At 39.5% G+C, this 23199-nt stretch carries 18 protein-coding genes; 9 read left to right on the top strand and 9 right to left on the bottom strand.

What is annotated here, in order from left to right; genetic code table 11:
* Positions 1 to 610: 610 nt before the first annotated feature.
* The gene (locus tag MSBR3_RS21655; RefSeq protein WP_080942347.1) at positions 611 to 2398 is read left to right on the top strand and encodes a PKD domain-containing protein; all 1788 of its coding nucleotides are present in this window, start codon (positions 611 to 613) and stop codon (positions 2396 to 2398) included.
* A 342-nt stretch (positions 2399 to 2740) separates the two neighbouring features.
* On the opposite strand, the gene MSBR3_RS16475 is transcribed toward MSBR3_RS21655, so the two are convergent.
* From MSBR3_RS16475 to MSBR3_RS16450, 6 genes are all read right to left on the bottom strand, one after another.
* Positions 2741 to 4765 (bottom strand): glycoside hydrolase family 15 protein, encoded by a 2025-nt coding sequence (locus tag MSBR3_RS16475; RefSeq protein ID WP_048109242.1) that lies wholly within the window; start codon positions 4763 to 4765, stop codon positions 2741 to 2743.
* The gene (locus MSBR3_RS16470; RefSeq protein WP_048109241.1) at positions 4762 to 5571 is read right to left on the bottom strand and encodes a V4R domain-containing protein; all 810 of its coding nucleotides are present in this window, start codon (positions 5569 to 5571) and stop codon (positions 4762 to 4764) included. Before MSBR3_RS16470 ends, MSBR3_RS16475 begins: the two co-directional genes overlap by 4 nt.
* A 37-nt stretch (positions 5572 to 5608) precedes the next feature.
* Positions 5609 to 6805 carry a glycoside hydrolase family 57 protein gene (locus tag MSBR3_RS16465; RefSeq protein ID WP_048109239.1) on the bottom strand — a complete coding sequence of 399 codons (1197 nt, stop codon included), beginning with the start codon at positions 6803 to 6805 and terminating at the stop codon, positions 5609 to 5611.
* Positions 6802 to 7938, bottom strand: a complete 1137-nt coding sequence (locus MSBR3_RS16460) for a glycoside hydrolase family 57 protein (RefSeq protein WP_048109238.1) — start codon at positions 7936 to 7938, stop codon at positions 6802 to 6804. The genes MSBR3_RS16465 and MSBR3_RS16460 overlap by 4 nt, the downstream gene beginning before the upstream one ends.
* Positions 7939 to 8177: 239 nt before the next feature.
* Positions 8178 to 10325: a phosphoribosylformylglycinamidine synthase subunit PurL gene (purL, locus tag MSBR3_RS16455; protein ID WP_048109237.1), complete on the bottom strand. Its 2148-nt coding sequence runs from the start codon at positions 10323 to 10325 to the stop codon at positions 8178 to 8180.
* 422 nt (positions 10326 to 10747) lie between these two features.
* Positions 10748 to 10996: a winged helix-turn-helix domain-containing protein gene (locus MSBR3_RS16450; RefSeq protein WP_048109236.1), complete on the bottom strand. Its 249-nt coding sequence runs from the start codon at positions 10994 to 10996 to the stop codon at positions 10748 to 10750.
* A 672-nt stretch (positions 10997 to 11668) separates the two neighbouring features.
* On the opposite strand from MSBR3_RS16450, the gene yciH reads away from it, so the two are divergent.
* The 3 genes from yciH to MSBR3_RS16435 all read left to right on the top strand — a co-directional run bounded on the left by yciH (position 11669) and on the right by MSBR3_RS16435 (position 13801).
* Positions 11669 to 11977, top strand: a complete 309-nt coding sequence (yciH, locus tag MSBR3_RS16445; RefSeq protein WP_011032808.1) for a stress response translation initiation inhibitor YciH — start codon at positions 11669 to 11671, stop codon at positions 11975 to 11977.
* Between the two features lie 235 nt (positions 11978 to 12212).
* Complete coding sequence (locus tag MSBR3_RS16440; protein ID WP_048109235.1) at positions 12213 to 12578, top strand: transcriptional regulator; 366 nt, start codon at positions 12213 to 12215, stop codon at positions 12576 to 12578.
* On the top strand, positions 12575 to 13801 hold the full coding sequence (locus MSBR3_RS16435; protein ID WP_048109234.1) for an Nre family DNA repair protein: 1227 nt from the start codon (positions 12575 to 12577) through the stop codon (positions 13799 to 13801). The genes MSBR3_RS16440 and MSBR3_RS16435 overlap by 4 nt, the downstream gene beginning before the upstream one ends.
* A gap of 328 nt (positions 13802 to 14129) precedes the next feature.
* Here MSBR3_RS16435 and purC read toward each other — a convergent pair whose 3' ends face one another.
* Positions 14130 to 14843: a phosphoribosylaminoimidazolesuccinocarboxamide synthase gene (gene purC, locus MSBR3_RS16430; protein WP_048109233.1), complete on the bottom strand. Its 714-nt coding sequence runs from the start codon at positions 14841 to 14843 to the stop codon at positions 14130 to 14132.
* Positions 14844 to 15325: 482 nt separating this feature from the next.
* Between purC and MSBR3_RS16425 the strand changes: the two genes are divergently transcribed.
* From MSBR3_RS16425 to MSBR3_RS16405, 4 genes are all read left to right on the top strand, one after another.
* The gene (locus MSBR3_RS16425) at positions 15326 to 16606 is read left to right on the top strand and encodes an ATP-binding protein (RefSeq protein ID WP_048109232.1); all 1281 of its coding nucleotides are present in this window, start codon (positions 15326 to 15328) and stop codon (positions 16604 to 16606) included.
* 1 nt (position 16607) lies between these two features.
* Complete coding sequence (locus tag MSBR3_RS16420; RefSeq protein WP_048109231.1) at positions 16608 to 17348, top strand: MBL fold metallo-hydrolase; 741 nt, start codon at positions 16608 to 16610, stop codon at positions 17346 to 17348.
* A gap of 137 nt (positions 17349 to 17485) precedes the next feature.
* Positions 17486 to 18874 (top strand): deoxyribodipyrimidine photo-lyase, encoded by a 1389-nt coding sequence (locus MSBR3_RS16415; protein ID WP_048109230.1) that lies wholly within the window; start codon positions 17486 to 17488, stop codon positions 18872 to 18874.
* A gap of 850 nt (positions 18875 to 19724) precedes the next feature.
* Positions 19725 to 19958 carry a DUF378 domain-containing protein gene (locus MSBR3_RS16405; RefSeq protein ID WP_048109228.1) on the top strand — a complete coding sequence of 78 codons (234 nt, stop codon included), beginning with the start codon at positions 19725 to 19727 and terminating at the stop codon, positions 19956 to 19958.
* Positions 19959 to 20484: 526 nt separating this feature from the next.
* Here MSBR3_RS16405 and MSBR3_RS16400 read toward each other — a convergent pair.
* On the bottom strand, positions 20485 to 21567 hold the full coding sequence (locus tag MSBR3_RS16400; RefSeq protein ID WP_048109227.1) for a hypothetical protein: 1083 nt from the start codon (positions 21565 to 21567) through the stop codon (positions 20485 to 20487).
* A gap of 140 nt (positions 21568 to 21707) precedes the next feature.
* Here MSBR3_RS16400 and MSBR3_RS16395 point away from each other — a divergent pair, with 140 nt between their 5' ends.
* Entirely contained in the window at positions 21708 to 22037 is a 330-nt protein-coding gene (locus MSBR3_RS16395) for a pyrimidine dimer DNA glycosylase/endonuclease V (protein WP_048109226.1), read from the top strand.
* A gap of 620 nt (positions 22038 to 22657) precedes the next feature.
* On the opposite strand, the gene MSBR3_RS16390 is transcribed toward MSBR3_RS16395, so the two are convergent.
* Positions 22658 to 23062, bottom strand: a complete 405-nt coding sequence (locus tag MSBR3_RS16390; RefSeq protein ID WP_048109225.1) for an Ig-like domain-containing protein — start codon at positions 23060 to 23062, stop codon at positions 22658 to 22660.
* Positions 23063 to 23199: the final 137 nt, after the last annotated feature.

Genomic DNA, 23199 nt, shown 5'->3' with positions numbered 1-23199 from the left:
AGAAAACCAAAGTTTAAATCAAAAAAGTCTATATTTAGATAGAAGGTATGGGAATTTCCAAAAATATCCCAAACCACTATCAACACTAGAAATCGTAGGAGAAAAATTTAAGGACGCAATTTTTCAGTGCTTTGCATGCTATTAGCGTCTATCTTCTTTCCTAATTTATATCTAATTTGGATGAGTTTATCCCAAAAATAGTTTTATTCCTTATCTATAAAATTACAGATCTATTTTTGTGCTCCGAAAATCAAGTAATTTTCAAATAGTTTGATTAAGAGAAGTAATTTTGGGTTTGAAATTACTATTTATCTACAATTGGAAATTTTCTTCATACTCATGATTTCAATAACGACATTCACTATTTGATTTCTTAACTTTTTTCTAAATTTTTCTCTGAATTTAGATATCTCAATTTTACATTTTTGTGCTCAAATGCTGTTATTTCAAGCTAATCAACTTCAATTAGATTCTTTCATTAATATATTTTTTCTAATTCGAATACTTTTACAACATTGTGACTAAAAAGAGACATTTTATAAATTGACGTATTTTCACGGTATTATCATTTTTTGCATAAAATGTAAATGAAAAATTAAGGAGTAGAATAATGATAACTAACAAAAAACTGCATTCATTGTGCTTGGTGTCAGTAGCTCTGATCTCGTTTTTAATTCTTGTTTCGTCTATGGCATCGGCAGCTACTGAGCAAAGTGCTTCGCCCAATATCAATATAACTCAAATCACAACAAGTGGAATAGCGACTCGACCTGATATTTACAGCAATAAGATAGTCTGGGAGGAGGACTACAGTAATCAATACGCATCTAACATCCATGTGTACAATCTCTCCACGAAAAAAGAGGAAGCTGAATTTGGTGCCAGTGGACCACATCCATGTCCTGCAATCTACGGTAATACGATAGTATGGACAGATTGTCGCAATGGACACAAAGACCATGACAATTATATTAGCTCTTGGGATATTTACATGTATGATCTCTCTACGAGAAAAGAAACTCTTATCACTAAACCACCACGTAACGCTGGCAGCCAGGATATCCATGGTAACAGGATAGTGTGGGAAGATGGTACAAATACCGTCAACATTTACATGTACGACATTTCCACTCGTTACCTCCACAATATAACTCAACTCGGCACTTGGAGATCATCATTTAATCCTGCTATCTACGGTGATAGGGTAGTATATCAGGATGGACGCAATGGATATCCCCAGATCTTTATGTACAACAATTCCACTCAAACTGAAACTTTGATTACTAATGGAAAAAACAATATTACTATTGAAGGAATCAGTCCTTCTATATATGGCGACAAGATAGTTTGGCTGAATCCCAATGGGAATTATGGGGACATCCATATGTATGATCTCTCCACTTTCAAAGGAACTCAGGTTACTACCAGTGGATCAGCAGACAATCCTAAAATCTACGGTGATAAGATAGTATGGGAGGATTATCGCAATGGAAGCCCAGATATCTATATGTACGATATCTATACCTCCCAAGAAACTCAGGTCACAGCCAGTGGATTAGCAACTAATCCTGCTATCTATAATAACAGGATAGTATGGACATATGGGCGCTATAGAGCATCAGACATCTATATGGCTACTATCTCAGAAGAACCAGAACTAAAAACACCTGTTGCAAACTTCAGTAGTAACGTAACCAGTGGTTATGCCCCCCTAACAGTACAGTTTACAGAATTGTCTAAAAACTCAACATCATGGAAATGGAATTTTGGAGACGGAACAAATTCAACACAGCGTAATCCTACCCATAAATACTCTAAGGCAGGAAATTACACAGTAACACTGACAGTAAGCAATGCTGCAGGCAGCAATACAACAATAAAAGTGAACTACATAAAAGTGACAGCAAAACCTGTTGCAAACTTCACCAGCAGTGTTACATCAGGAAAAGTACCGTTAAACGTTAAATTTACTGACACAAGCACAGGAAAGCCTACTGGATGGAAATGGAGTTTTGGAGACGGAACTACTTCAAGCAACCAGAATCCAGTTCATAAATACTCTAAAGCAGGAAAATATACTGTAAACTTAACAGTAAAAAACGCTGCAGGTAGTAACACGGTAACAAAAACAAACTATATAAAAGTTGTAACAAAACCGGTTGCAGACTTCACCAGTAGTGTTACATCAGGAAAAGCACCACTTAATGTCGCTTTCACTGACATAAGTACAGGAATACCGACGAAGTGGAAATGGGATTTCGGAGACGGGACAACTTCAACCAAGCAGAATATAATGCATAAATATTCCAAAGCAGGGAATTATACAGTTGCACTTACTGTAAGCAATACTGCAGGCAGTAATACAGTAACGAAAACAGGTTATGTAATAGTAAAATGAGTGTAGATCAGGGACATATTCTGAAAGCAAATAAAACCTTAAATTGAATACGAAAAGTTCAAGGACAAAGAGGAGCGGGGGACTTTTCTATGCAGTTCTCCTAATTTTAACCAACTCAGGATATGGATGAGCTTTATAACTAAACAAGTACCGGTTAGAATAGGTCTGCATAGTAAAATTAGTGTTAAAATAATTAAGCACTTTTACTACGTTCATTTCAGAAGCCCTAATATTCCCACTACCGGTTTCAGGTTTTCAATGCTCTCCTGCGCTCCTACTTTTTATACCTTTCAATCCTTCTCTCTACTTATTAGGTTCTCTCCCTTTTGTTACTTCTCAACTTTATTCTGAATTTCCTGCTTTTCTCCTGCAGATTTTGTCCAGGAGCAGAATATTGTTAAGTATTAGAGATGCGCTCCATCCGAGAGGGATTGCCCATGCAGGGTTGCCTGTAGACTGGTCCACTTGTTCAGGAAGTAATCCTGTACTGGTTGCTCCGGCAAGAGCCCATTTGAGGCATTTAATTCCTTCATTGGTCAGTGTTTTCACTTTCTCTTCAGGGTTTTCTCCTTTTTCATAGGAATTTTCATGTGTGGGGAGAGTGGGGGCAAAGCTTGTTTTTTCATAGGGAAGGTCAAGGGCAAAGGCGAACATCGCTTCCGAAAGCCAGAGAGTAGTTACTATCCACGGATTTCCGTTTATGTAACTGTCGTTTTCATACCTTTTAATACCATAACCGTGGTTTACGGGTACTGAGAGTTTTTTCTGAATGTTATCTATCATGAACTGGATCATTTCTTTCTCAATCGGATCTTTTGGAGAGAGCATTCCAAAAGGAACATAGGTACCGAGAATACTTGCATCAATAGTTTTGTCCAGTTTTTCGTTAATCACTCCTTTTGCAAAGTAACCTTCCTGAAGCCAGAAACGGTCAATTGTAGCCTGTTTTATGAACTCCGCTCTCTTCTTCCAGCGCCTTGCCATGCCAGCTTCCCCATTTTCTTCAGCGAGGTGGGAAGCACCCATGAGCCCGGCATAAATTGAAGCATTCGTATATGTAAAAATTCCGTAGTAAGTCTCCCAGAGATCCATACAGCTTTCGTGAATTCCTGACTTTGTCCGCTTCATCAGATATTCGGCAGCTCTGAGAACCGAGACCCAGACCTCTTCCAGAAATTCAGCTTTTTTCAGGCCTTCGAGAATCCTATAGTAAACATCCATAGCATATAGCGTAGATCCGGTTTCGTCAATCTGAGTCGAGTACTCAAAATTGCCCCAGGAGGGAGCAATATCTCCATTTAACCAGTAACGTTGAAACCATGAACCATCAGAGAGCTGAGTCTGGATGCACCATTTAAAAAACATATCGCAGTATTCTGGATAACCTGAGTGCCTTAGTGCAAGTACGATTTCTGCGGCATCTCTGTTCCAGCAGAATCCGTACCCTCCGCATTTCTCGAAGTTTGAGTCAAATTCGGGAGCAGCTACAAAAGACCCATATTCGCGGTCATTAAGGAGGTAAAGCATGAGAAGAGCCCGATTGTATGCATTGAACAGCTCCTGACGCAGGTTATCGTACTCTTCTAACCCTGGGATTTTTATAACCTGCTTTCTGGAGAGCCACATAACCCAGTGTTCCCTCGTTTTTTCAAAAATATATTCAAGAGGTAATTTTGAGAGCTCCTGCATTCTCTTATACAGGAGGCGTCGGGAAGAAGCGGCGCCTATAAGAATGACAAACTCGTTTGCTCCGTCAGCCTCCAGTTCAAGATCCCAACCAGCCGCGTTATTAATGTTTCCTATGTCTTCTTTATTCCTCTGGAGCTTTCCATCTTCCATATCATACTTGGAGTTCGTCCACCATATAGTATCCATTGCCTTTCCGATTTGCCATTCGGTAAATTCTGGCTGGGAGTATATCCCTATATGATAGTTTTGCCAGTACTGTACGAGCAAGTGAGTGTCGGTATCGCAGAATCCGGAGTTTTTCTTGGAGGTTTCTCCCACATTAAAGTTCGAATAATAAAAAAATTTTCCTGAAAGCTTTTTCTGGGACTGAATTTTAAATCTGCGGATAAGGACAGGCACATCAGGGTGTACAAGGTCAAGAATGGAAATCCGGATTCCCGAATCATGATAAAGTTTTGTTGACACAATATTTGTGTCCTCCACATAATTCTGGATGCCGCTCCACTCGTTATCATTGGTCCAGAGAAGCCTTTCTCCTGTATGAATACAGGCTAAGGATTCCTCGACATGCTGAGCATGGTCTCTACGGGGGTAAAAAAAACCTATAATGTCTCCTTTTTTTCCCATTGTTACAAGCAGCTCGTCATTTCCAAGAATGACATTGGGTTGCTTTATCACCGCATCTCCCCTCTCAGCTGGTATTCCTGGCTTGTACCGCCCGATGGAGCCGGTGAGATTATGTGTTCGCAGAATTCTTTTCCTGTAGCTTTACAGCTTACCTCCCTCACACTTATGTTTTTCCCGAAATATTCGGTCAGGTAACCTGCAAAATAACCACTCATAAAGGTACAAACCGGCTGGTCTGATTCTCCGTAGACATCAGCTATAAACGAGTCTTTCACAATGATTCTTCCTTCGTAAGTTCTGGGATCACATTCGATTTCAAGAATTCCCCATCCTACACCTTTAAAAAGTTCTGCAAGCACGTTTGCAAAGTTGCTGTCATTTAGATCCAGAATACTCTTGAAATACTTTGCAGCGTGAGTTCCACCTTTAAGTCCTGAAATAGTGAGAAGTCCTTCTGCATGCGGGGCACTCTGATTGAGAGTTTTAATGATATCAACAATTGTAAGTGCCCTTGCCATAACTCCCCTGACTCCTATAACATTTAGAGGGAAGTCCACTGAATAAACCATCCCGTACTCTGAAATCCCGTACTCTACCTCATTTACAACTTCAAGTTCTTTTATTTTTAGAGCGAAATCCTCAGGATCAACATCTTTATTGAGTTCGGTAAATACCGAGTATTCTCCGGTTTTCTGTGTGATATTATCCAGATGACCAAAAATAATAAACGCATTCTTCTTTTCGAGAAAATCAGTTATTAAAGACAGAGATCCGGGTTCTTTCGAGTAGATTATCTTAAACCATACAATCTGCGAGTTTTCGTTGAAACCTGCAAACGTGAATAAGTCTCTTACCATGTGACCTGACTCCCATGAGTTAGTATGTGTTCTTTAGTTAAGCTATTATGCTAAGTTTTCTGAATATTTGTGCTTTGAAATCCATAATTACAGCCATAAAATTAACCGCTGCATCGAAAGGTGTTGAGTGAACACTGAAGTATGAATGTACATCCCCATCTCCGAGCCATTTGGTACACATATAGTAGTAATGGTCCGAAGTCAGCAGATGCTTCCATATACGCAGGATTTCAGGGTCTTCTGTCCTCCTTACAAATGGTTCGAGTAGTTTTATTTCTTCAAAGCAGCGCCTTTGCATATCGTTCCCAAGCCACGCGCTTGTATCACGTTCCATATCAGCCCAGGAAATTGTGGAAAAGTCCCCAACATCGATCTCAGCTACAGGTGAATATTTCTCTACAAGCTCAAGAGGGGTGTTGAAGTCCAGGTGAGTTTTTAGCACTTCTCCGGGAAGGTCTTTCAGGAAGGAGAATATCCCGGTTTCTTCCCATTGATGCTCTCCGAAAGTCTCATAGTCCATAAAAATATTAACACAATCTTCATTATTCCCTGAAGCCCATGAGGCCCATTTCTCTGCAGTGAGAGGATATCCTTCCCACCACCTTGCAGAAAACCTGTATCCTATATCGTCACTCAACTTGTAATTCCTGAAGATAATTGGAAGTCCCGAACCTTTTGCCCTGTAAAGTACGTTGGGAGACCTTCCATCAAGCATATGGTCCGCTCCTTCGGTAAGGATTGCCCTGTACCCGAGATCCGAAACAAGCTTCGCTACGGTGTTATTGTAAAGCAATTCGGTATTCCGAAATACCTGAGGTTTAACTCCCAGAAGGTCAAACATAAGTTCCCTGTGTTCTTTTATCTCCTCAATAAATTCAGTTTTGTCTTCAAAAAGGCTTGAAAGGGAGTGATAAAATGTTTCATCCAGAAATTCTACTGCTCCGGTTTCTGCCATCTGTCTGAACCCTTCTAGGGTATCTTTTTCCCAGAGTTCGCATTGTTCGAGCAGGGTTCCGGTAACCGAGAGAGAAAACCTGAATTCTCCTTTATGTTCATCAAGAGAGTCCAGGAGGAGTCTGTTTGTGGGAATGTAGCATTTCCGGGCTACTCTTTCAAAGATCTCCCTGTTGCTTCTCTCGTCAAAATAGCGGAAAAAACCTGTTCGGTCATCAGGCCAGAACCTGCGCAGTCTGAAAGGCTGATGTACCTGAAAATATATACAAACCGAAGTCATACTCCCTCCTCCAGCACAGCTCTCCTGAAATCGGACAGGATGGAAAAGTAATTGACAGCCCTTTCATACCCTTCCCTGATATTCCCGGAGTTCATAGAGAAAAAAATTTCACTCTGTTGAAGGTAACCAAATATTTGTTTAAGTTCTCGATAGTTCTTATTTTCTTTAAGCTCTGAGAGTTCTTCTTGAACTCTTACCAGTTCTCGTAAGTAAAGCTGCTGAGCATGATTACCTAATGCGTTATTCACTCCATAACGGATTGTCTGTTCGGTTCCCAGGGTAGGAAGTCTTAAGGGTTCAAATATCTTGACAGCTTCGGAAGGTGTGAGCATGTCGATGCCCCTGGACTTTAGGGCTTCTGGAAACATCCTTATAAAATCGTCTATCATGCTTTTATTTCTATAGTGAAAGCAGAGGCTTGTATAATTAAAATAAAGGGTAAGGATATCCCCTTCCATGCTGGCAATCCAGTCCGCGAATTTTTCCGGAATAAGAGGATAGCCTTGCCAGTTTTTTTCCGAAAAGCGCAGTTCTAGGTCCTCGCTAAGGTTTATATGCCTTAACAAAGTCGGAAGGTTATTTTCAAAGACATGTACAGGGTCATATCCGTTCATCAGGTTCCTGGACCCCTCGGTGATGAGACAGTTAAAACCCAGATCTGTAAGAATTTTCCCTACTCTTTTGGTGTATAGAAGCTCTGTGTTTACGAAGGTTTCAGGAGTGATATCCAGTAATTCCCGAAGCATTTCTCTGTACATGAGCACTTCTTCCTTAAACCATGAAAGATCGGGATACAGAGAACTCAGGGAGTGATAACTGCAGCTCCCTGTAAATTCTACGCTCCCATTTTCCCCTAGTTCGTGGAATGATTCAAGAAGTTCGGGGTCCCATCGACACTGTCTAAGGAATGGCCCGGATAGATCAAAGGAATATTTTCCCCCTTTTTCTATGGACTCCATAATTATATCATTAAGGCGTAAAAACTGTCGGCTTGTTTTCAAAAATTTTGAAAAAATATTATTCCGGTCAAAATACCGATCCATTTCAGGCACCCCGAAAAACCCTTCTACAGGCCAGTACCATTTGGGACTGTAAGGCAGATGCACTCCCATACAGATGCATACAGCTTTCATAACACAGTAATCTAGTATGGAAACCTACTAAAAACTATTGTTTTGGTTAACTCAAAACTATTTTTTATGTCAATTCTAAAACTTGCAATGAACAAAAATACTGAGAATAAGGTCAAAAAACGGATCAAAAATATATCAAAAACAGATCAAAAACAAATTTTTGAATTTTCAGAATGAATTGTTGAAAAAAAATTGTAAATAAAAGATGGGATGAAATCTAAAAAATAAGAGGGAATCTCTTATCCCATCATAAACCTTGTAAGGCTACCATATGCGTCGGAGATTTCTTTGAGGGAGATGGAAATCTTGAGGTCTTTTCCTTTAATCTCAAGGGAATTGCCTTCTACTTTGCCGATTATCGTATGAGGCACATTTTTGAGGATTCCGAGCACAGCCTCGGGTTCGCCTGTGACAAGTAGAGCTCTTGCCGGAGCTTCTGAGAATAATAATTCTTCAGCTTTTAATTCTGAAATTTCACTCAAATCTACCTTTGCACCGGAGTTCTTGCACATCCTCGCAAGTCCTGCGGCAATTCCTCCAAGTGAAAGGTCGTGTGCTGAACTGAGTTTTCCGCTTCTTACTGCTTCAATTACGGCTTTTATTATCTCAGGAGCATTTTTCGGGACAGAAGGAACTTTTCCGGCATTTTGGGCCCCGAAACAGGTATAGTATTCTGAAGCTCCCATATCCGCAGTTGTCTCTCCTACAAGGATGATGGTATCTCCGGGTTTTGCAAAGAAGCCTGAAGGAAGAGGAGTCTCAAGGTTGACTTTTCCTATTACTCCTATCGAAGGGGTTGGAAGAATTGCGGTCTTAAACTCATCGCTTTCATTATACAGGGAAACATTTCCTCCAACGACCGGGATTGAGAGTTCCCTTGCTCCATCTCCAAGCCCAAGTACAGCGTTTTTGAATTGCCAGTAAATTTCTGGGCGATCTGGGTTTCCAAAGTTCAGACAGTTTACAATAGCAAGCCCGTCGGCCCCCTTTACTGCAAGGTTCATGGCATTTTCAATTACTGCAATCTTTCCTCCGTTATAGGGGTCAAGCAGGGTAGCTCTTGGCTGGCAGCCGCAAGAAAGTACGAGTCCTTTTTTATCGGTTATCTTGAGCACACCTGAGTCTTCTCCGGGTTTGACAACTGTTCTCAACTGGACTTCGTGATCATACTGCCTGTAGATCCATTCTTTTGAGGCAATATTGTAAGAAGAGAGAACTTTCAGGAAGGCTGCCTTAAGGTCTTCCGGAATTTCGGGAGCTTTATTTTCTTCAATCGGGGAAATAGGAGTTATTGACGGTTTTTCGCAGGTCGGAGCTCCACCTGTCAGGAAATTAATCGGGATATCTGCAACGATTTCTCCTTTAAATTCAACCGTATAATTTTGCTCTTCTGTCAAGTATCCCACTACAGCCCCATTAAGGTCGTATTTTGCTACCAGAGCAAGTACGGCATCAACGTCTTCAGGAGTTACTTCAAAGACCATGCGTTCCTGAGATTCTGCAAGTAAGATTTCATACGCGTTCATATTGGGTTCGCGCTGGGGTACTGCATCTGCAATAATATGGGCTCCCAGTCCTCCCTTTGCAGCCAGTTCTGAGCTTGCCCCTCCAAGACCGGCAGCTCCTAGATCTTTGCAGGATTTTATATATCCCTTCCTCATGGCTTCCAGCGTCATTTCAATTACAAGTTTTTCAGTATAAGGATCGCCCACCTGAACACTTGGGCGGTCTTCAGCTTCGGCTGATTCGGAAAGATCCCTGGAGGCAAAGGAAGCTCCTCCAAGTCCATCTCTTCCTGTGCTGGAACCTGCGAGTACAATCTTGTTTCCGGCTTTCTGGGAGCGGGCAGTTATGACCTCCTCTTCCCGGCAGAGCCCTACTGCAACCACGTTTACAAGAGGGTTTCCACTGTATCTTCTATCAAAGAAAGTTTCGCCATTGACGACTGGCACTCCTATGCAGTTTCCATACCCTGCAATTCCCTTAATTATCTGTTCAAAAAGGAACATATTTTTTGGAGTGTCCAGAGGTCCGAAATAGAGTGGATCCATAAGGGCTATTGGGCGAGCTCCCATTGATATTATATCCCTTACAATGCCTCCTATTCCGGTAGCAGCCCCATTATAGGGGTCGACATATGAAGGGTGATTATGGCTTTCCATGCCTATGGCAAGTACATAGCCATCATCGAACTTTATAATTGCAGCATCGTCCCCCGGGCCAATAATCACGTTTTCACCAGTACTGGTAAAAGTTTTCAGGAGAGGAGCACTTGAGCGATAGGAACAGTGTTCGCTCCATAAATTTAAAAAGCAGCCCTGTTCTACCAGGGTGGGCTCTCGCCCTAATTCTTCTTTAATAATCTTAAGGTCTTCTTCAGGTAACATTGCCTTGCCTCTGATGCTTAATCCTTTTTTGAATATCGAAGCTCTGGTTTTTCTTAATAGATTATTGATTTTTGATTATTCAATTAAATTCAAGAGTTTTAGTATTAGCGTTAACAGTCTATGTCGACATAAAGGGATAAGAATTAAATAAACATTTCTAACCCAAGCCTTTTCAAAAAACTGCTTGGCCGCAAACCTTTTAAGAAAAAGTTTGATCGCAAACCTTTTGAGAAAAGGTTTGATCGAAAACCCTAGATTTCTAAGTTAATATCTATCTTCAATCTCTATCTGCGTGCTCGCAGACCTTTTGAGAAAAGAATGATCCTGGAGTTTTTATTGATTGAGAATAAAACCGGTTTTGGATTAGCTAAAGGTAAAAAAGGATTTAAAATAAAAATGGGTAAAAGAGCTATATTTTAAGGTTATATTTGCTGGATCATTTTTTCCACTTTTACTCCGGATTCAGTAAGGGAATACATTTCTTCCTTTTTTGCAATCAATTCTTTCTGTTCAAGTTCGTCGAGAGTTTTTGCAACGGTGGGATGTGCAACTCTCAGGGTTTTTGAAACTCTTTTCCCTTCCATTTCTCCTTTTGAAGAAAGTAAGGAGAGTACTTTTTGTCTTATATTGTTTCCGTTTACGAAACCTATTAACTCGTTTAATTCGTTCATCAGGTGCCCCCGATTTATTAGTGTAACTCATATTTTTATACTGCTATATTTATATAATAGAAGTACATATATATCCATGAAGGTTAAAGAAAGAGATGGAATTCAAGATATATCTAATTTATCGCTGGGTGTGAAAGGTTCTTTCCGGAAAAATCAGTGATTTTAAGCTTTGTTTAGCTTTTTAGTTTTTTCAATTTTTCGGCTTAGATCCGCGTTTCCAAAGTGTTAAGCTTTTGAATTTCCTTTAAATATTCCACTTTTCGTTTGCAGTTTTTACCAATCTGCAATATTCACTAAGAATATAATTATTAAACTTACTTTATGAATAAATATTATAAATGAACATTATAAACGAATATTAAATGAATATTAAACGAATATTAAACGAATATTAAACGAATATTAAACGAATATTAAACGAATATTAAACGAATATTAAACGAATATTAAACGAATATACTAATATATAAAAAAATTGAAAAATAATAAAGCTCTGGCTGGCCTTTTATATTGTCAAGAAGTTCAGGTTATTATCTGTAATTCAATATAAAATGCCTGAAAAATACCATTAGGCTTTAATACCTTCATTGATAAGTACTTTATATCTATTTAGTTATTTTTAGATGTAAATTACATATACAATGATTACAAATTCGGAGGATATATCAACAAATGAGCAGCGGAATGTGCCCAGTATGTGGGCTTCCAAAAGAACTTTGCATTTGCGAAGAAGTTGCAAAAGAGCAACAGAGAATTACTGTAAAAGTTAACCGAAGAAGATACGGCAAAGAAGTTACCGTTGTAGAAGGTTTCGACGCAAGTGAAATAGATCTTCACGAACTGTCCACTTATCTTAAATCAAAGTTTGCATGCGGCGGTACGGTAAAAGGAAATACTGTGGAACTTCAGGGCAATCACCTGACCCGCATGAAAGAAGTCCTCATGGAAAAGGGTTTCTCTGCTGAACAGATTAAAAACTAAACCCTGACGAGCCTCAGGAATAAACCGGATCTGAGAAGTAACAATAACATTTTCAGGTCTGGAATTGCATATATTTTTGTCGGTATTTTAATAGCATGCGTTTCAGGTAAATTACGAGATACTTCTACTCAAAAACAAAAGTATAAGGATACATAATTGATAAGAAATCTATAAATATGAACTGGTTAAGAGAATCTTTCGTAAATTTACTTGGTTTATGCGGTGTTGGTCTCCCATGAAAACAACATGTGAAATTATGGTACAGAAAGTCTTGCCTGCAATTAGGGCAGAACTTTCCAGAACAATGATCTTTGAACATGGGTGCACGCAGCAGGATGTAGCGGACATCCTGGAACTTTCAAGGGCTGCGGTATCCCAGTACGTGAGTGAAAAACGTGGGGCAGAAGTCGGTTTTTCCGAGGAGACTCAATACGAAATTCGGAAATTTGCATCAGTGCTTGTAAATAAAGACTTATCCTCTCAGGAAAAGGTAAAAGGCATGTGCAATGTTTGCAGGTTTGTTCAGAAATCCGGCTGGCTATACAGGAACGCTCCTGAAGCTAAAGCCTGTATTATCTGCGAGGATACGGATTTAAAGTGAATGGAACGCTATGTATTAAATGTAAAGGAAAAGGACTTTGTGGACGTCCCCGTTGTCCGATTCTTGAAAAATTCAAGTCCTTACAGTCGATTGTTCCTGCAATCTCAGGAGACTCGGTTTTTGGAGCATCTCCCCCAGCTATTTTTGTCGGAAGCTATGGTTATCCCAGGGTTTCGGCAGGCCCGCTCATTCCTCCTCTGGCAAAAGAAAGCGAAGCCTCGCTTTTTGAAGACCCCTCAGCCTGGGCAAATATGCAGATTGAAGACATTATCTCCATGCGTTCCCGTATGGTCAGGGCAAACACAAACTTTCGTGTAAAAGATGCTCGCAGCAAAGAAAACCCTCTCCTTGTAAAGGCTCAGGAACTTGCCCTCTCCAGAAAACCGGTGGATACAGAAGCCTGGTTTTTTAAAGCCCCTAAACAGGAACTCAAATTCGATGCCGTACTGACGCCTATGGGTCCATCAGGGCTTGTCAAAAACTTTGAGCTTGCAGAAAATCCGAACGTTCCGAAAAAAGTCGATTACCTTGTCTACGACACTGATGCCCTGGCAAAAGATGCCGTGCTTGAACTCTATAAAGGGGATATTCCGGCTGAACATATTACTCGCCTGTTCTCAATCGGCCTTCTCGGAAAAGAAAGAAAAATCGTGCCAACACGCTGGTCAATTACAGCTGTGGATGATATGGCAGGAAAGGAACTTGCAGGCCGCATAAAGGATTTTCCCTGGATCTCGGAGATTCAGCTTTTTAGCGGGACTCATTTTGGAAACCATTTTGAAGTCCTCGTCCTTCCACGGGCTTATGCCTTCGAACTTATGGAAATCTGGCTCCCAAAAGCAGTCTGGTCTGGAGAATCAAGCTGGATTGGAGAGGACAGTGAGGGTTATGATGGAAAAAAGGGTTATTCTTCTCTGGCTGGGGGTTATTATGCCTCAAGGTTGCCTGTACTTGAATATCTGACAGAAATCAAAAGGCAAGCCTCGGTCTTCGTACTCCGGGAGATAACTCCGGACTACTGGGCTCCTCTCGGAGTCTGGGTCGTCAGGGAGGGTATGAGAAAAGCTCTTCAGAATCCTCCAAAAAAATTCGATTCTCTCGAATCTGCAGTTTCAGATCTAACGGGCAGGATAAACACACCAAAATCCGAATGGGTACAGCAGGCAAAGATGCTTTCGGATTTTCGCTTTCAAACCACTCTGGACTTCTTTTTTAAAAAATAATTAAAAGCAAAAGCCAGTGTTAAAGCATAGTCAGTGTTAAAGCATAGTCAGTGTTAAAGCATAGTCAGTGTTAAAGCATAGTCAGTGTCAAAGCATAGTCAGTGTCAAAGCATAGTCAGTGTCAAAGCATAGTCAGTGTAAATAAAGGCAGTGTAATTACAAAAATTGCGTAACAATAGAAACAGTGCTAACCGAAAATTGTGTAACAACAGAAGTAACGTAAATAAGAGTTAGATTACTGACTTGTTATTTAAAACAAAAATAAACAGGTAGGAAAACTTTAAAGCCTTTTGTCCGGCTTGTTTAAGTTTCCTGGCCTTTTTCATATTTATTCGAATATTTCAGGCACTATGCGACGTGCAACTTCTTCGTAAGCCTTGGAAATGTCGCCTTTGTCAAACCTGAAGACGTCTTTATCCATGGACTGCCCGGTCTTTTTGTCCCAGAACCTGCAAGTATCGCAGGAAATCTCGTCTGCAAGGATGATTTCTCCGTTCCTCCTTCCGAATTCTAGCTTGAAATCCGGAAGTAAGATACCTTTTTTGTCCAGGTAGGGCACAAGCAGGCTATTGATTCTCAGGGCCAGTTTCCGGAGTGTGGCAAGTTCTTCCGGTGTTGCCAGTCCAAGAGCAAGAGCAATGTCATCATTCAGCATTGGGTCTCCATATTCATCGTTTTTGAAGTCAAAAACAAGTACCGGAGACTTGAAGTTCGTGCCTTCTTTTATTGGGTATCTTTTTGTAATCGAACCTGCGGCAATATTCCTGACAATGACCTCGATTTTTATAATCTCGACTTTCTTCACAAGCATATCAATGTCAGAAAGCATTTCGACAAAATGAGTCTTTATTCCCTCGGCTTCGAGCATCTCAAAGAGTTTTTTTGAGATTTGGGCATTGTAATACCCTTTTTTCTCCATTTCCCCTTTCTTTTCTCCGTTGAACGCAGTCAGACTGTTTCGGAATTCGCTAATAAGGGTGTCAGGATCATCCGTCTCATAGATAGTTTTTGCTTTCCCTGAATAGAGCTGTTTTCTTGTCATACAATATTCCTCTCTAGGGATAATTCTGGATTTCCTTAGATAGAGAGATCTTAGGAATGATAGTTTTAATATACTAGTTCTGATAATGCAGAAGTTTTGATAATGCCGTGGCATTCCAGAAATAAGCTATATAGGTCGGATCCTCTCTAGTACACGAGTACATCTCATGGGGATAATTCGGTTATTTCCAGAATTCACAATCACTCTCTGAAAGTGAGACACTTTTCCGGAGACAGCAGATGCTTTTTCCGGAAATATGCTTTGACTCCCAAAAGAGATAGAGTAGATGATAACGTGTTCTGCTAGATAAAGTTATCATCTCCAGTCGGTTTTTCTTTTTACTGCCGACTGCTTCGTAAATTTTATCACTAAAGAAAACCAATTACTAGGTTTAACAAATTAAAGAAGGATTTAAGAACTTACCGCATTTGAGTGCCCAACACTTGATAGTGGATTAATCCAAGCACGCAACAGGTAAAAACATGTCAGGCGCTATATTAGATATCGTAGAACTACTGCTAACCGCAGAGATCTATAATCGCTATCCAGAGCTGGATGTAAATGATCTTCCAAAGAACATTCGAAAAAATTACTGGAACAGCACAGAAAAAACAGTTCCCAAACCCATCACAGCCACGTTTATCCGAATTGAAAAACTGTACGGGCTTAAGGATGTTGAAAAAATTGTAAGGAACGTCCCCTTCATAAGTACTGACAAGTCTCACTTTGAACTTCGTCTGAGCGCTTTCGAACTTGCTGCGGAATGGTTTGAAAAGCAGGAAGGCTCTCAGGAAAGGATTGAAAGTAACCCTGTTCTGGCTTATTACTTTGGAGAAATAAGACAGGGTGAGACTGCAAACTATGCACTTGCAAAGGCGAAAATAAGGCCCAAGGAAGTCGACAGGGAATGGATAGAGTCCCTGGTAGCGGATATCCGGAAAGAAGACAAAGGCGAAGATATGCTGAAACTCGTGGTCATTATTGCCCCTGAGGATGTAAAGCAAAAAGTCAAAGACCTTGTGCTTACCGGAGAACAAAAGAACGAAGTTGAAAAGATTACGAAAGCCATCGATCACAGGGAATACCTGCGGGAAATCGGCCTTCATGATATCGGAAAACTTCTGTTTGTCGGTCCACCAGGAACCGGAAAGACGTCTGTTGCCCGTGCACTTTCAGAACGGCTTTCAATCCCGTTTGTGGAAGTTAAACTCTCCATGATAACAGACCAGTACCTTGGTGAGACTGCAAAGAACATTGACAGAGTCTTTTTGCTCGCAAAGAAGCTGAATCCCTGCATTCTTTTCATAGATGAGCTGGATTTCGTAGCAAAAGCAAGAACGTCTGACGAGAATGCTGCCATCAAGCGGGCAGTAAATACTCTCCTGAAGGCCATAGATGAAATCAGCCTTGTGGATCACGGAGTTCTTCTTATTGCCGCGACCAACCATCCCCGCATGCTTGATAGCGCAGCATGGAGACGCTTTGACGAGATTGTTCATTTTCCTCTCCCTGACCTTGAGATGCGTAAAGATATTTTGAATATCGTAACTCGACATATTGAAGGGGATTATGATACAGGGGTAATTGCAGAATTGACAGATGGGTATTCAGGCTCGGACTTGCGCGTAGTTATAAGGGAAGCTGTTCTGAGTGCTCTTCTTGAAGAGCGTAAAATACTTACTCAGCAGGACCTGCTGGACGCCGTAGACTCTTTCAATGAGAGGGCTGGCCTCAAATCCGAAGAGTACGAAAGGAAGAAGTAAGATGAGGCTAACATTGCTTGGGACCGGTGATGCGGTTGGAACTCCTAAGATCGGATGCAATTGTCCTGCCTGTGAAGACGCCCGAAATGGTGGAAAAAGCCAGCGTCTTCGTTCTTCTATCCTTGTAGAGTCCGACAAAGGTAAGATCCTCATTGACACCAGCCCTGATTTAAGGCAGCAATTTCTCAAACAAAATCTGTCCTGTATAGACGGAGTGATCTGGACACACGGACACTACGACCACTACTCCGGATTTGGAGAGTTCTACAGGGTTCAAAATAAGGTTGATGTCTATGGGGTTCGGGAAACCCTTGAATATATAAACCGGTACGTCTCCTTCCTGAAACCCAGGTATCATTATGTGAAGCTCTATGAGCCTTTCGAGCTAATCGGGCTGCAGTTCACTCTTTTTAAGGTTAACCACCCCCCTGTGGAAGTTCCGGCAGGGGTTATAATTCGGGAAGGCGATAAAAAAATAGTGATCACAGGAGATACAAACTCAGAAATTCCTGAAGCTAGCCTGGAGCTTATGAAAAATCCTGACCTTCTTGTCGCCGATGCTATAGTACCTCCTAACATCCATATCAAAAAACACATGAATTCAGAAGAGGCTATGGCACTTGCAGAGCAGCTCAATGCAAAAGAAGTAGCTTTGACTCATCTCAGTCACCTATTTCGTCCTCACCATATCGAAGCCTTATTTTTGCCCCTTGGATATGATGGGCAGGTTTTTGAGTTTTAAAATTTTTAAGGTTTTAATTATCAATGAAATCTTTCTAAAACTCCTGCTTAAATTGATTCGGGATCTTTGTTTAAAATTATCTTTCTTTTTATTATCATTATGTTAGCTCTATATATTCCGGATCCCAAAAAATAGTAATGAACCCTGAACGTATTCGGACCATTCTATCCGGGAAACCAGGCAAAGGACCTGTTGCTTACTGGATGAGCCGTGACCAGAGGGTTGAGGACAACTGGGCTCTTCTATTTTCCCGAAAAATAGCGTTGGAAGCCGACGTGCCTGTTTTTGTTGTTTTTTGTCTGGTAGATAAATTTCTGGGAGCTATAAGAAGACAATATGAGTTTATGCTCAAAGGGCTGCAAGAAGTTGAAGCCACTCTTGCAAGGAATAAAATTCCATTCTTTTTCCTTCGAGGAGATCCTGAAGAAGAAATACCGGATTTTGTTAAGAGATATGAGATTGGAACTCTTGTTACTGATTTTAGTCCACTGAGAATTAAGAGGGTATGGACGGAAAAAGTTGCATCAGGCATTAATGTACCCTTCTTTGAGGTTGATGCCCATAATGTCGTTCCCTGCTGGAAAGCTTCTAATAAGCAGGAATACGCTGCCCATACTTTTCGTCCTAAGTTCTTAAAGCTCCTTCCTGAATTCCTTACGGAATATCCTGAGCTCGAAGAAAATCCCGAATTTCCTGAAATTACCGCGAGTTCAGGAGAATCTGAAGTGTTTCCAAAAGTTCCAAAAAATGGAAGTGGAACTCTTTTTCCGGGGGAATTTCTTGAAGAAAAAGCCGGTTTCTTACCTGAACTCGTACCTTTTGAAGCTGGAGAAAAAGCTGCAAGAAAAGTTATGGATGAATTTCTTATTAATAAGCTTGACTCTTACTCTACCCTGCGAAATGATCCAACTAAAGATGCCTTATCCAATCTCTCTCCTTATCTGCATTTCGGACAGATCTCAGCTCAAAGGGTAGCTCTCAAAGTAGAAAAAACAAAAGCTGACATGGAATCAAAAAGGGTATTTCTCGATGAGCTCCTTTTGCGTAAAGAGCTTGCCGATAATTTCTGCTATTATAATCCTTCTTATGATAGTGTTGATGGCTTTCCTGAATGGGCAAAGAAAACCCTTAACTCTCACAGGCATGATCAAAGAAGTCATATTTTTACACTGGAAGAATTAGAAACAGGAAGGACCTACGATCCCCTCTGGAATGCCAGCCAGATAGAACTCCTCAGAAGAGGAAAAATGCACAGCTATATGCGGATGTATTGGGCAAAGAAGATTCTCGAGTGGAGCGAATCTCCAGAAAAGGCCCTCGAGACTGCAATCTATCTGAATGATAAATACGAACTGGATGGACGAGATCCGAATGGATATGTCGGAATCGCCTGGAGTATCGGAGGGGTACATGACCGTCCCTGGAAGGAAAGAGAAATTTTTGGAAAAATCAGATATATGAGTTATGAAGGTAGTAAAAGAAAGTTCGACGTTAAATCATATATTGCAAAATATTCGACTCTGTAGAAATTTTCAATTTTGTCCAAAAAATTTACACTAACTTTTGTTTTATTTTGTAGTCAAAATGTTAATTTCCGTCGATATGTATGCAAATTTATTGAAGCTTAGATTTGCATTTTTCCCAGACGATTGAAGTGCTTTTCATGCTTCTAGACTTCGAGCTTAAAACGGATCTAGTTCTTTAGATAGACTGGCCTTCAAACTTATCAATCAGCAGGTAAACATAATTCGCATTGGAGCATTAAGTTAATATTTATCTAGATGTTTTTATTTTTATTATAGGAGTTTATACGGTGTAAAAACATGAATCAGCACTACTTTTCTCTAGATAATTATTATAAATATTTCGTAGGTCTTGACGGCATAATACTTACTTTTTTAATAATAAAAAGTTATCCGACTGTTGTCAATTTGGCAACAAAGTCTAGCTTTTTTATTATGTTAGTAGGATCATTTTGTGTGTTCATTGATAATTGGAATCGAAAATCAATAAAGTACAGGTTATACGTTGAGCTATATGAAAATGAGTATCAAGCTATTTCTGACTATAAAGCTGGTAAAATATTTATAAATTTAATTTTTTACGTAATCTCTATATATTTAGTATTTGGTCTATTCGGTACGTTCTGATACTCACCAGTGAGCCTTTGTAAGGGGATGGGTTATTTAACCTGAACTCGAGGACATGGCTATAGTGAGATTTAACTTCTAGTTTTCTATTTTTTTTCTCTAAAAGGTTCTAGATTTTTATAATAGTCACATATAAATACAAGTACATCTAATTTTAATATCGGGGTTATTATATTTCTTCCTATTATAAAATATAAAAAAATAAAATAAAAATGGAGTGATATATATGGCAGTAAGAAATCCAGTGGATTTAATTGCACTTATACTTGTTATAATAGGTGGATTAAACTGGGGGCTTATAGGGCTTTTCGACTATAACCTTGTGGATGCCATCTTCGGGGTAGGAAGTACACTTTCGAGAATTGTGTACATAATTGTTGGGCTTGCAGCGCTTTATACGATTTATTTCGCTACAAGAGCTGACACATATCACACTCGTGAGGCTACGACACACCACTAAATAATAAATTAATAAACTCCTTAGCAGTGTTAATACTGTGAAAGGGCCTTAACCAGCCATATTTTTTTCAGAATGCTGGATATCAAATTAAGATAAGGTTACTTTGTTCCTTTTTAATAATATTACTTTTTGTTCCTTTTAACAAGTTTATTTTAAAATAAAATTTTAATAATTTTATTCTTATTTCTTTAGTTTTTGTTTTTTATATTACTTTTTCTGTCCTTACTTTGTCTTCAGTTCTTTGCCTCAAGGCTGTGCCAAGACTGTAACCTGGCGTGATATCTCCAGGATAAAATAGGTGATTACCCATTTTCCTCTCAGGTCTTCAGGACACGTTTTATCTATATCTTCTCTAGTATTTTTTCTAATATCTTCTCTAGTATTTTTTCTAATATCTTCTCTAGTATTTTTTCTAATATCTTCTCTAGTATTTTTTCTAATATCTTCTCTAGTATTTTCTCTAATATCTTCTCTAGTATTTTTTCTAATATCTTCTCTGATGTTTTCTTAATTTTGGCTTTAAGCTTTATCTTTTTAGCTTCCAGGGCAACAATCCTGCTTCAAATGCCAGAAGAGGACCTATAAACCATCCTGCCCAGAATAAAAGCCCGAGTATTCCCAGACCAAAGAAGTAAAGTCGCTTTCTTGCTGATCCTTTACCATAATTTTCATTTCTGAGGGTTAAAGCTATTGCGATAATTCCAAGTCCTATATTTAGCAAAATCAAAAAAAGAGTAATGCCAATTCCTGAAGAATATGAACTTTTACTTAACGAAATCAGCATCTGACAAATATATGTTACTCCTGTACCCAAAAAAAAGAGGCCTGCAAGCATTCCTGAGACGCGTGCAGGACTGTACTCTGCTACAGTTTCTCTTTTTAAGAAAATTGCTAAAAGTCCGGCTGCAAGGGTTAGTGCAAGTGGGGTAAAAATCAAAAACAGGCTTTGACCCTCCCAACGATATATCTTTATCTGATTCAAAGGTATGGATAACCATTCTTTCAAGGTAAAAGTTTCTCTGTACCCCAGAATTAGCCCGTAATTTCCTTCCCCTGGAATTTCCCTTTCCTGTAAACCTTTTCCATATATCACATTTTCTTCTCTCAAGTCTGTTTCCTGTGGCGCTCCTACTACAGCATAATACATTCCGCTTTCCGGAGCTTTGATATCGAGCTTAACAGGTGAGTAAAAGGCGCTTGGGGTAAATCCTTCATACACAGGGCTCTCAGGCAGGTTGTAGGAAAGAACTTTTGCACCGTATCCTTCTGGCACTTTCAGTTTATCGGGTACTTTTCCTTCATCCTTAAGCCCAGGTCCTATAAGAATCAGGTGCGGGGTAAAACCCTTGTTTCCATCTTCAACAGGAATAGTGAGCCCAAGTACAATTCTCTCTCCTTTTTCCACAATAAAACCATAATACCTAAAATCCCCGGAACCTAATTCCCCATAAAATACTCTTGATTTCGAAGGATCTTCAATCTGGATTGCCGTTTCAATACTTTTGCCTTCCCCTCCGAAAATTGGCACGTGGGCAAGCGCAGGAGCGGATAAAAAGTATGTAACGACCAGTAAAATAATTCCCGAAAACCAGAGCGTCCCACGTTTCATGGGCTATATCTTCTCGTGTAGTATGTAAATATGTATAAGAATAAAGAATCAGACACAGAACATAGGTCTTAATTTTCGTGTTAAGTGAACTATTTTTCATCTCCGAAAACCCTTTCTTAGATGTGCTAGAAATTCATCTTATGAGAATCTGGGACATATCTCCTGAGAAAATGTGCAGGCAGCATCTTTTAGGGGAACACCGTGAGTTACATGCTCTCTGGTCTATAATCACGAACAATAAAAAAGCCTATGCTCATCATCCGGAAACAATGCGCTGGAGGGGAAAGCTTAAAGCTCTTTATCTAAGGCATGAAGCCCTGGTAGAGGAAATGACAAAACGAGGTTACAAACACCATACTCCTCTCGATCCTGCCCTCGCGACAGGAAAAACCATTCAGGACGAGTTTGTGGACTCTTATGAAGAACAGGTCAGGCTCCTTAAAGAAAGAAGATGTAATTGCAGGATTTGAATAGGGTTCAGAAGAACTCTAGTTTTTATATTGATTTACATTCCTTTACCTTTTTGAAAAGTTAGTTTTTTACAGTTGATAAAGAAGGAAAGTAAAGGTGCTGAACAAAGTTAAAAATAGCTATATTCTGGATGATTTTATATTAATTCTAACACTTCGAAGTCTCCACCTAAATCTCACCTACATGGCCAGCTACAGACAGAAGCTACCTAAAACTTTTATTGATTGTTATCTATTTCATTGCTTCTCTGTAAAGGGAAGTTTCTTAATATTGTAATCATAGAATTGAAAATATAGCTCTATTTTATAGTATTTTGTTAAGTTCTACTAAATCACTCTTCATAGTAGTATTGCTTTCAATTTAATTTTCTTTTGAAGGAATGAAGGAATTCGGATCAACTTGTTTTATGCATAATTTTAAAATACATTGCAAAGAACCGTAAACACGGGTTAATTGAACAGGTAATCCCTGACCTCTAAATTATAACTCAAGTAAAATCATTAAGTTAAAGCATTAAAAGGGGTTTGGGATTTTATCCCGAAAGATTAATACTTCCTTTTCCCTTTAATGTGCTTGGTTGCAAAAGTATTCCTACTGAAGCAAGTACTTTTGAGTACTTTCAGCAGGTTGTGCAGCTGGAACAGCTAGAGCATTTAACTGCAATTGTAACAGTTGCACAATCGGTTTTTCCATCCTTACCTTTTACACAGTATTTGAAACTGTCAGTGCAAGAGTTTTTGCAACTTGCTGGTTTTGTGTAGCAGAATTTACCATTACTCTGCATACAGACCTTACCACCCTTTGCTGTAGTAAAACATCCTGTTTTTACGACCTTAAGGTTGCATCCTTTGTCATTACTCAGTACATTAAAGCAACAAGACTTGGATTTACAGTTACATGTAAATGTATCGTTTCTTGCATCGGTTTTCGTTTTACAGCTGTTACTACATGCTGCTCCTGTCATTGACAGGACAAAAAAGACTAAAGTGAAAATACATAATGTCTTTAACATAGTTTTTCGCATTGTTTATTCTCCTTATTTATTCTAGATTAAATTCGATTTTAAATACCCAGTCTAAAAGACTTAATATGAGAAACAAACTGATTTATCCAATTCACTTTACATATTTTGTCGTATTAGATGGGATTTAATTATATGTT

This window comes from Methanosarcina barkeri 3, from assembly GCF_000970305.1.
Classification (GTDB): Archaea; Halobacteriota; Methanosarcinia; order Methanosarcinales; family Methanosarcinaceae; genus Methanosarcina; species Methanosarcina barkeri_A.
Note: the sequence above shows the minus strand (reverse complement) of the source record. Positions and strands in the feature narration are given on the sequence as shown.

Excerpts from the sequence above, each read along its gene's own strand:
- MSBR3_RS21655 (WP_080942347.1), top strand. The coding sequence starts at position 611 with ATGATAACTAACAAAAAACTGCATTCATTGTGCTTGGTGTCAGTAGCT.
- MSBR3_RS16470 (WP_048109241.1), bottom strand. The coding sequence starts at position 5,571 with ATGGTAAGAGACTTATTCACGTTTGCAGGTTTCAACGAAAACTCGCAG.
- MSBR3_RS16465 (WP_048109239.1), bottom strand. The coding sequence starts at position 6,805 with ATGACTTCGGTTTGTATATATTTTCAGGTACATCAGCCTTTCAGACTG.
- MSBR3_RS16460 (WP_048109238.1), bottom strand. The coding sequence starts at position 7,938 with ATGAAAGCTGTATGCATCTGTATGGGAGTGCATCTGCCTTACAGTCCC.
- purL (WP_048109237.1), bottom strand. The coding sequence starts at position 10,325 with ATGTTACCTGAAGAAGACCTTAAGATTATTAAAGAAGAATTAGGGCGA.
- MSBR3_RS16450 (WP_048109236.1), bottom strand. The coding sequence starts at position 10,996 with ATGAACGAATTAAACGAGTTAATAGGTTTCGTAAACGGAAACAATATA.
- yciH (WP_011032808.1), top strand. The coding sequence starts at position 11,669 with ATGAGCAGCGGAATGTGCCCAGTATGTGGGCTTCCAAAAGAACTTTGC.
- MSBR3_RS16440 (WP_048109235.1), top strand. The coding sequence starts at position 12,213 with ATGAAAACAACATGTGAAATTATGGTACAGAAAGTCTTGCCTGCAATT.
- purC (WP_048109233.1), bottom strand. The coding sequence starts at position 14,843 with ATGACAAGAAAACAGCTCTATTCAGGGAAAGCAAAAACTATCTATGAG.
- MSBR3_RS16425 (WP_048109232.1), top strand. The coding sequence starts at position 15,326 with ATGTCAGGCGCTATATTAGATATCGTAGAACTACTGCTAACCGCAGAG.
- MSBR3_RS16420 (WP_048109231.1), top strand. The coding sequence starts at position 16,608 with ATGAGGCTAACATTGCTTGGGACCGGTGATGCGGTTGGAACTCCTAAG.
- MSBR3_RS16415 (WP_048109230.1), top strand. The coding sequence starts at position 17,486 with ATGAACCCTGAACGTATTCGGACCATTCTATCCGGGAAACCAGGCAAA.
- MSBR3_RS16405 (WP_048109228.1), top strand. The coding sequence starts at position 19,725 with ATGGCAGTAAGAAATCCAGTGGATTTAATTGCACTTATACTTGTTATA.
- MSBR3_RS16400 (WP_048109227.1), bottom strand. The coding sequence starts at position 21,567 with ATGAAACGTGGGACGCTCTGGTTTTCGGGAATTATTTTACTGGTCGTT.
- MSBR3_RS16395 (WP_048109226.1), top strand. The coding sequence starts at position 21,708 with ATGAGAATCTGGGACATATCTCCTGAGAAAATGTGCAGGCAGCATCTT.
- MSBR3_RS16390 (WP_048109225.1), bottom strand. The coding sequence starts at position 23,062 with ATGCGAAAAACTATGTTAAAGACATTATGTATTTTCACTTTAGTCTTT.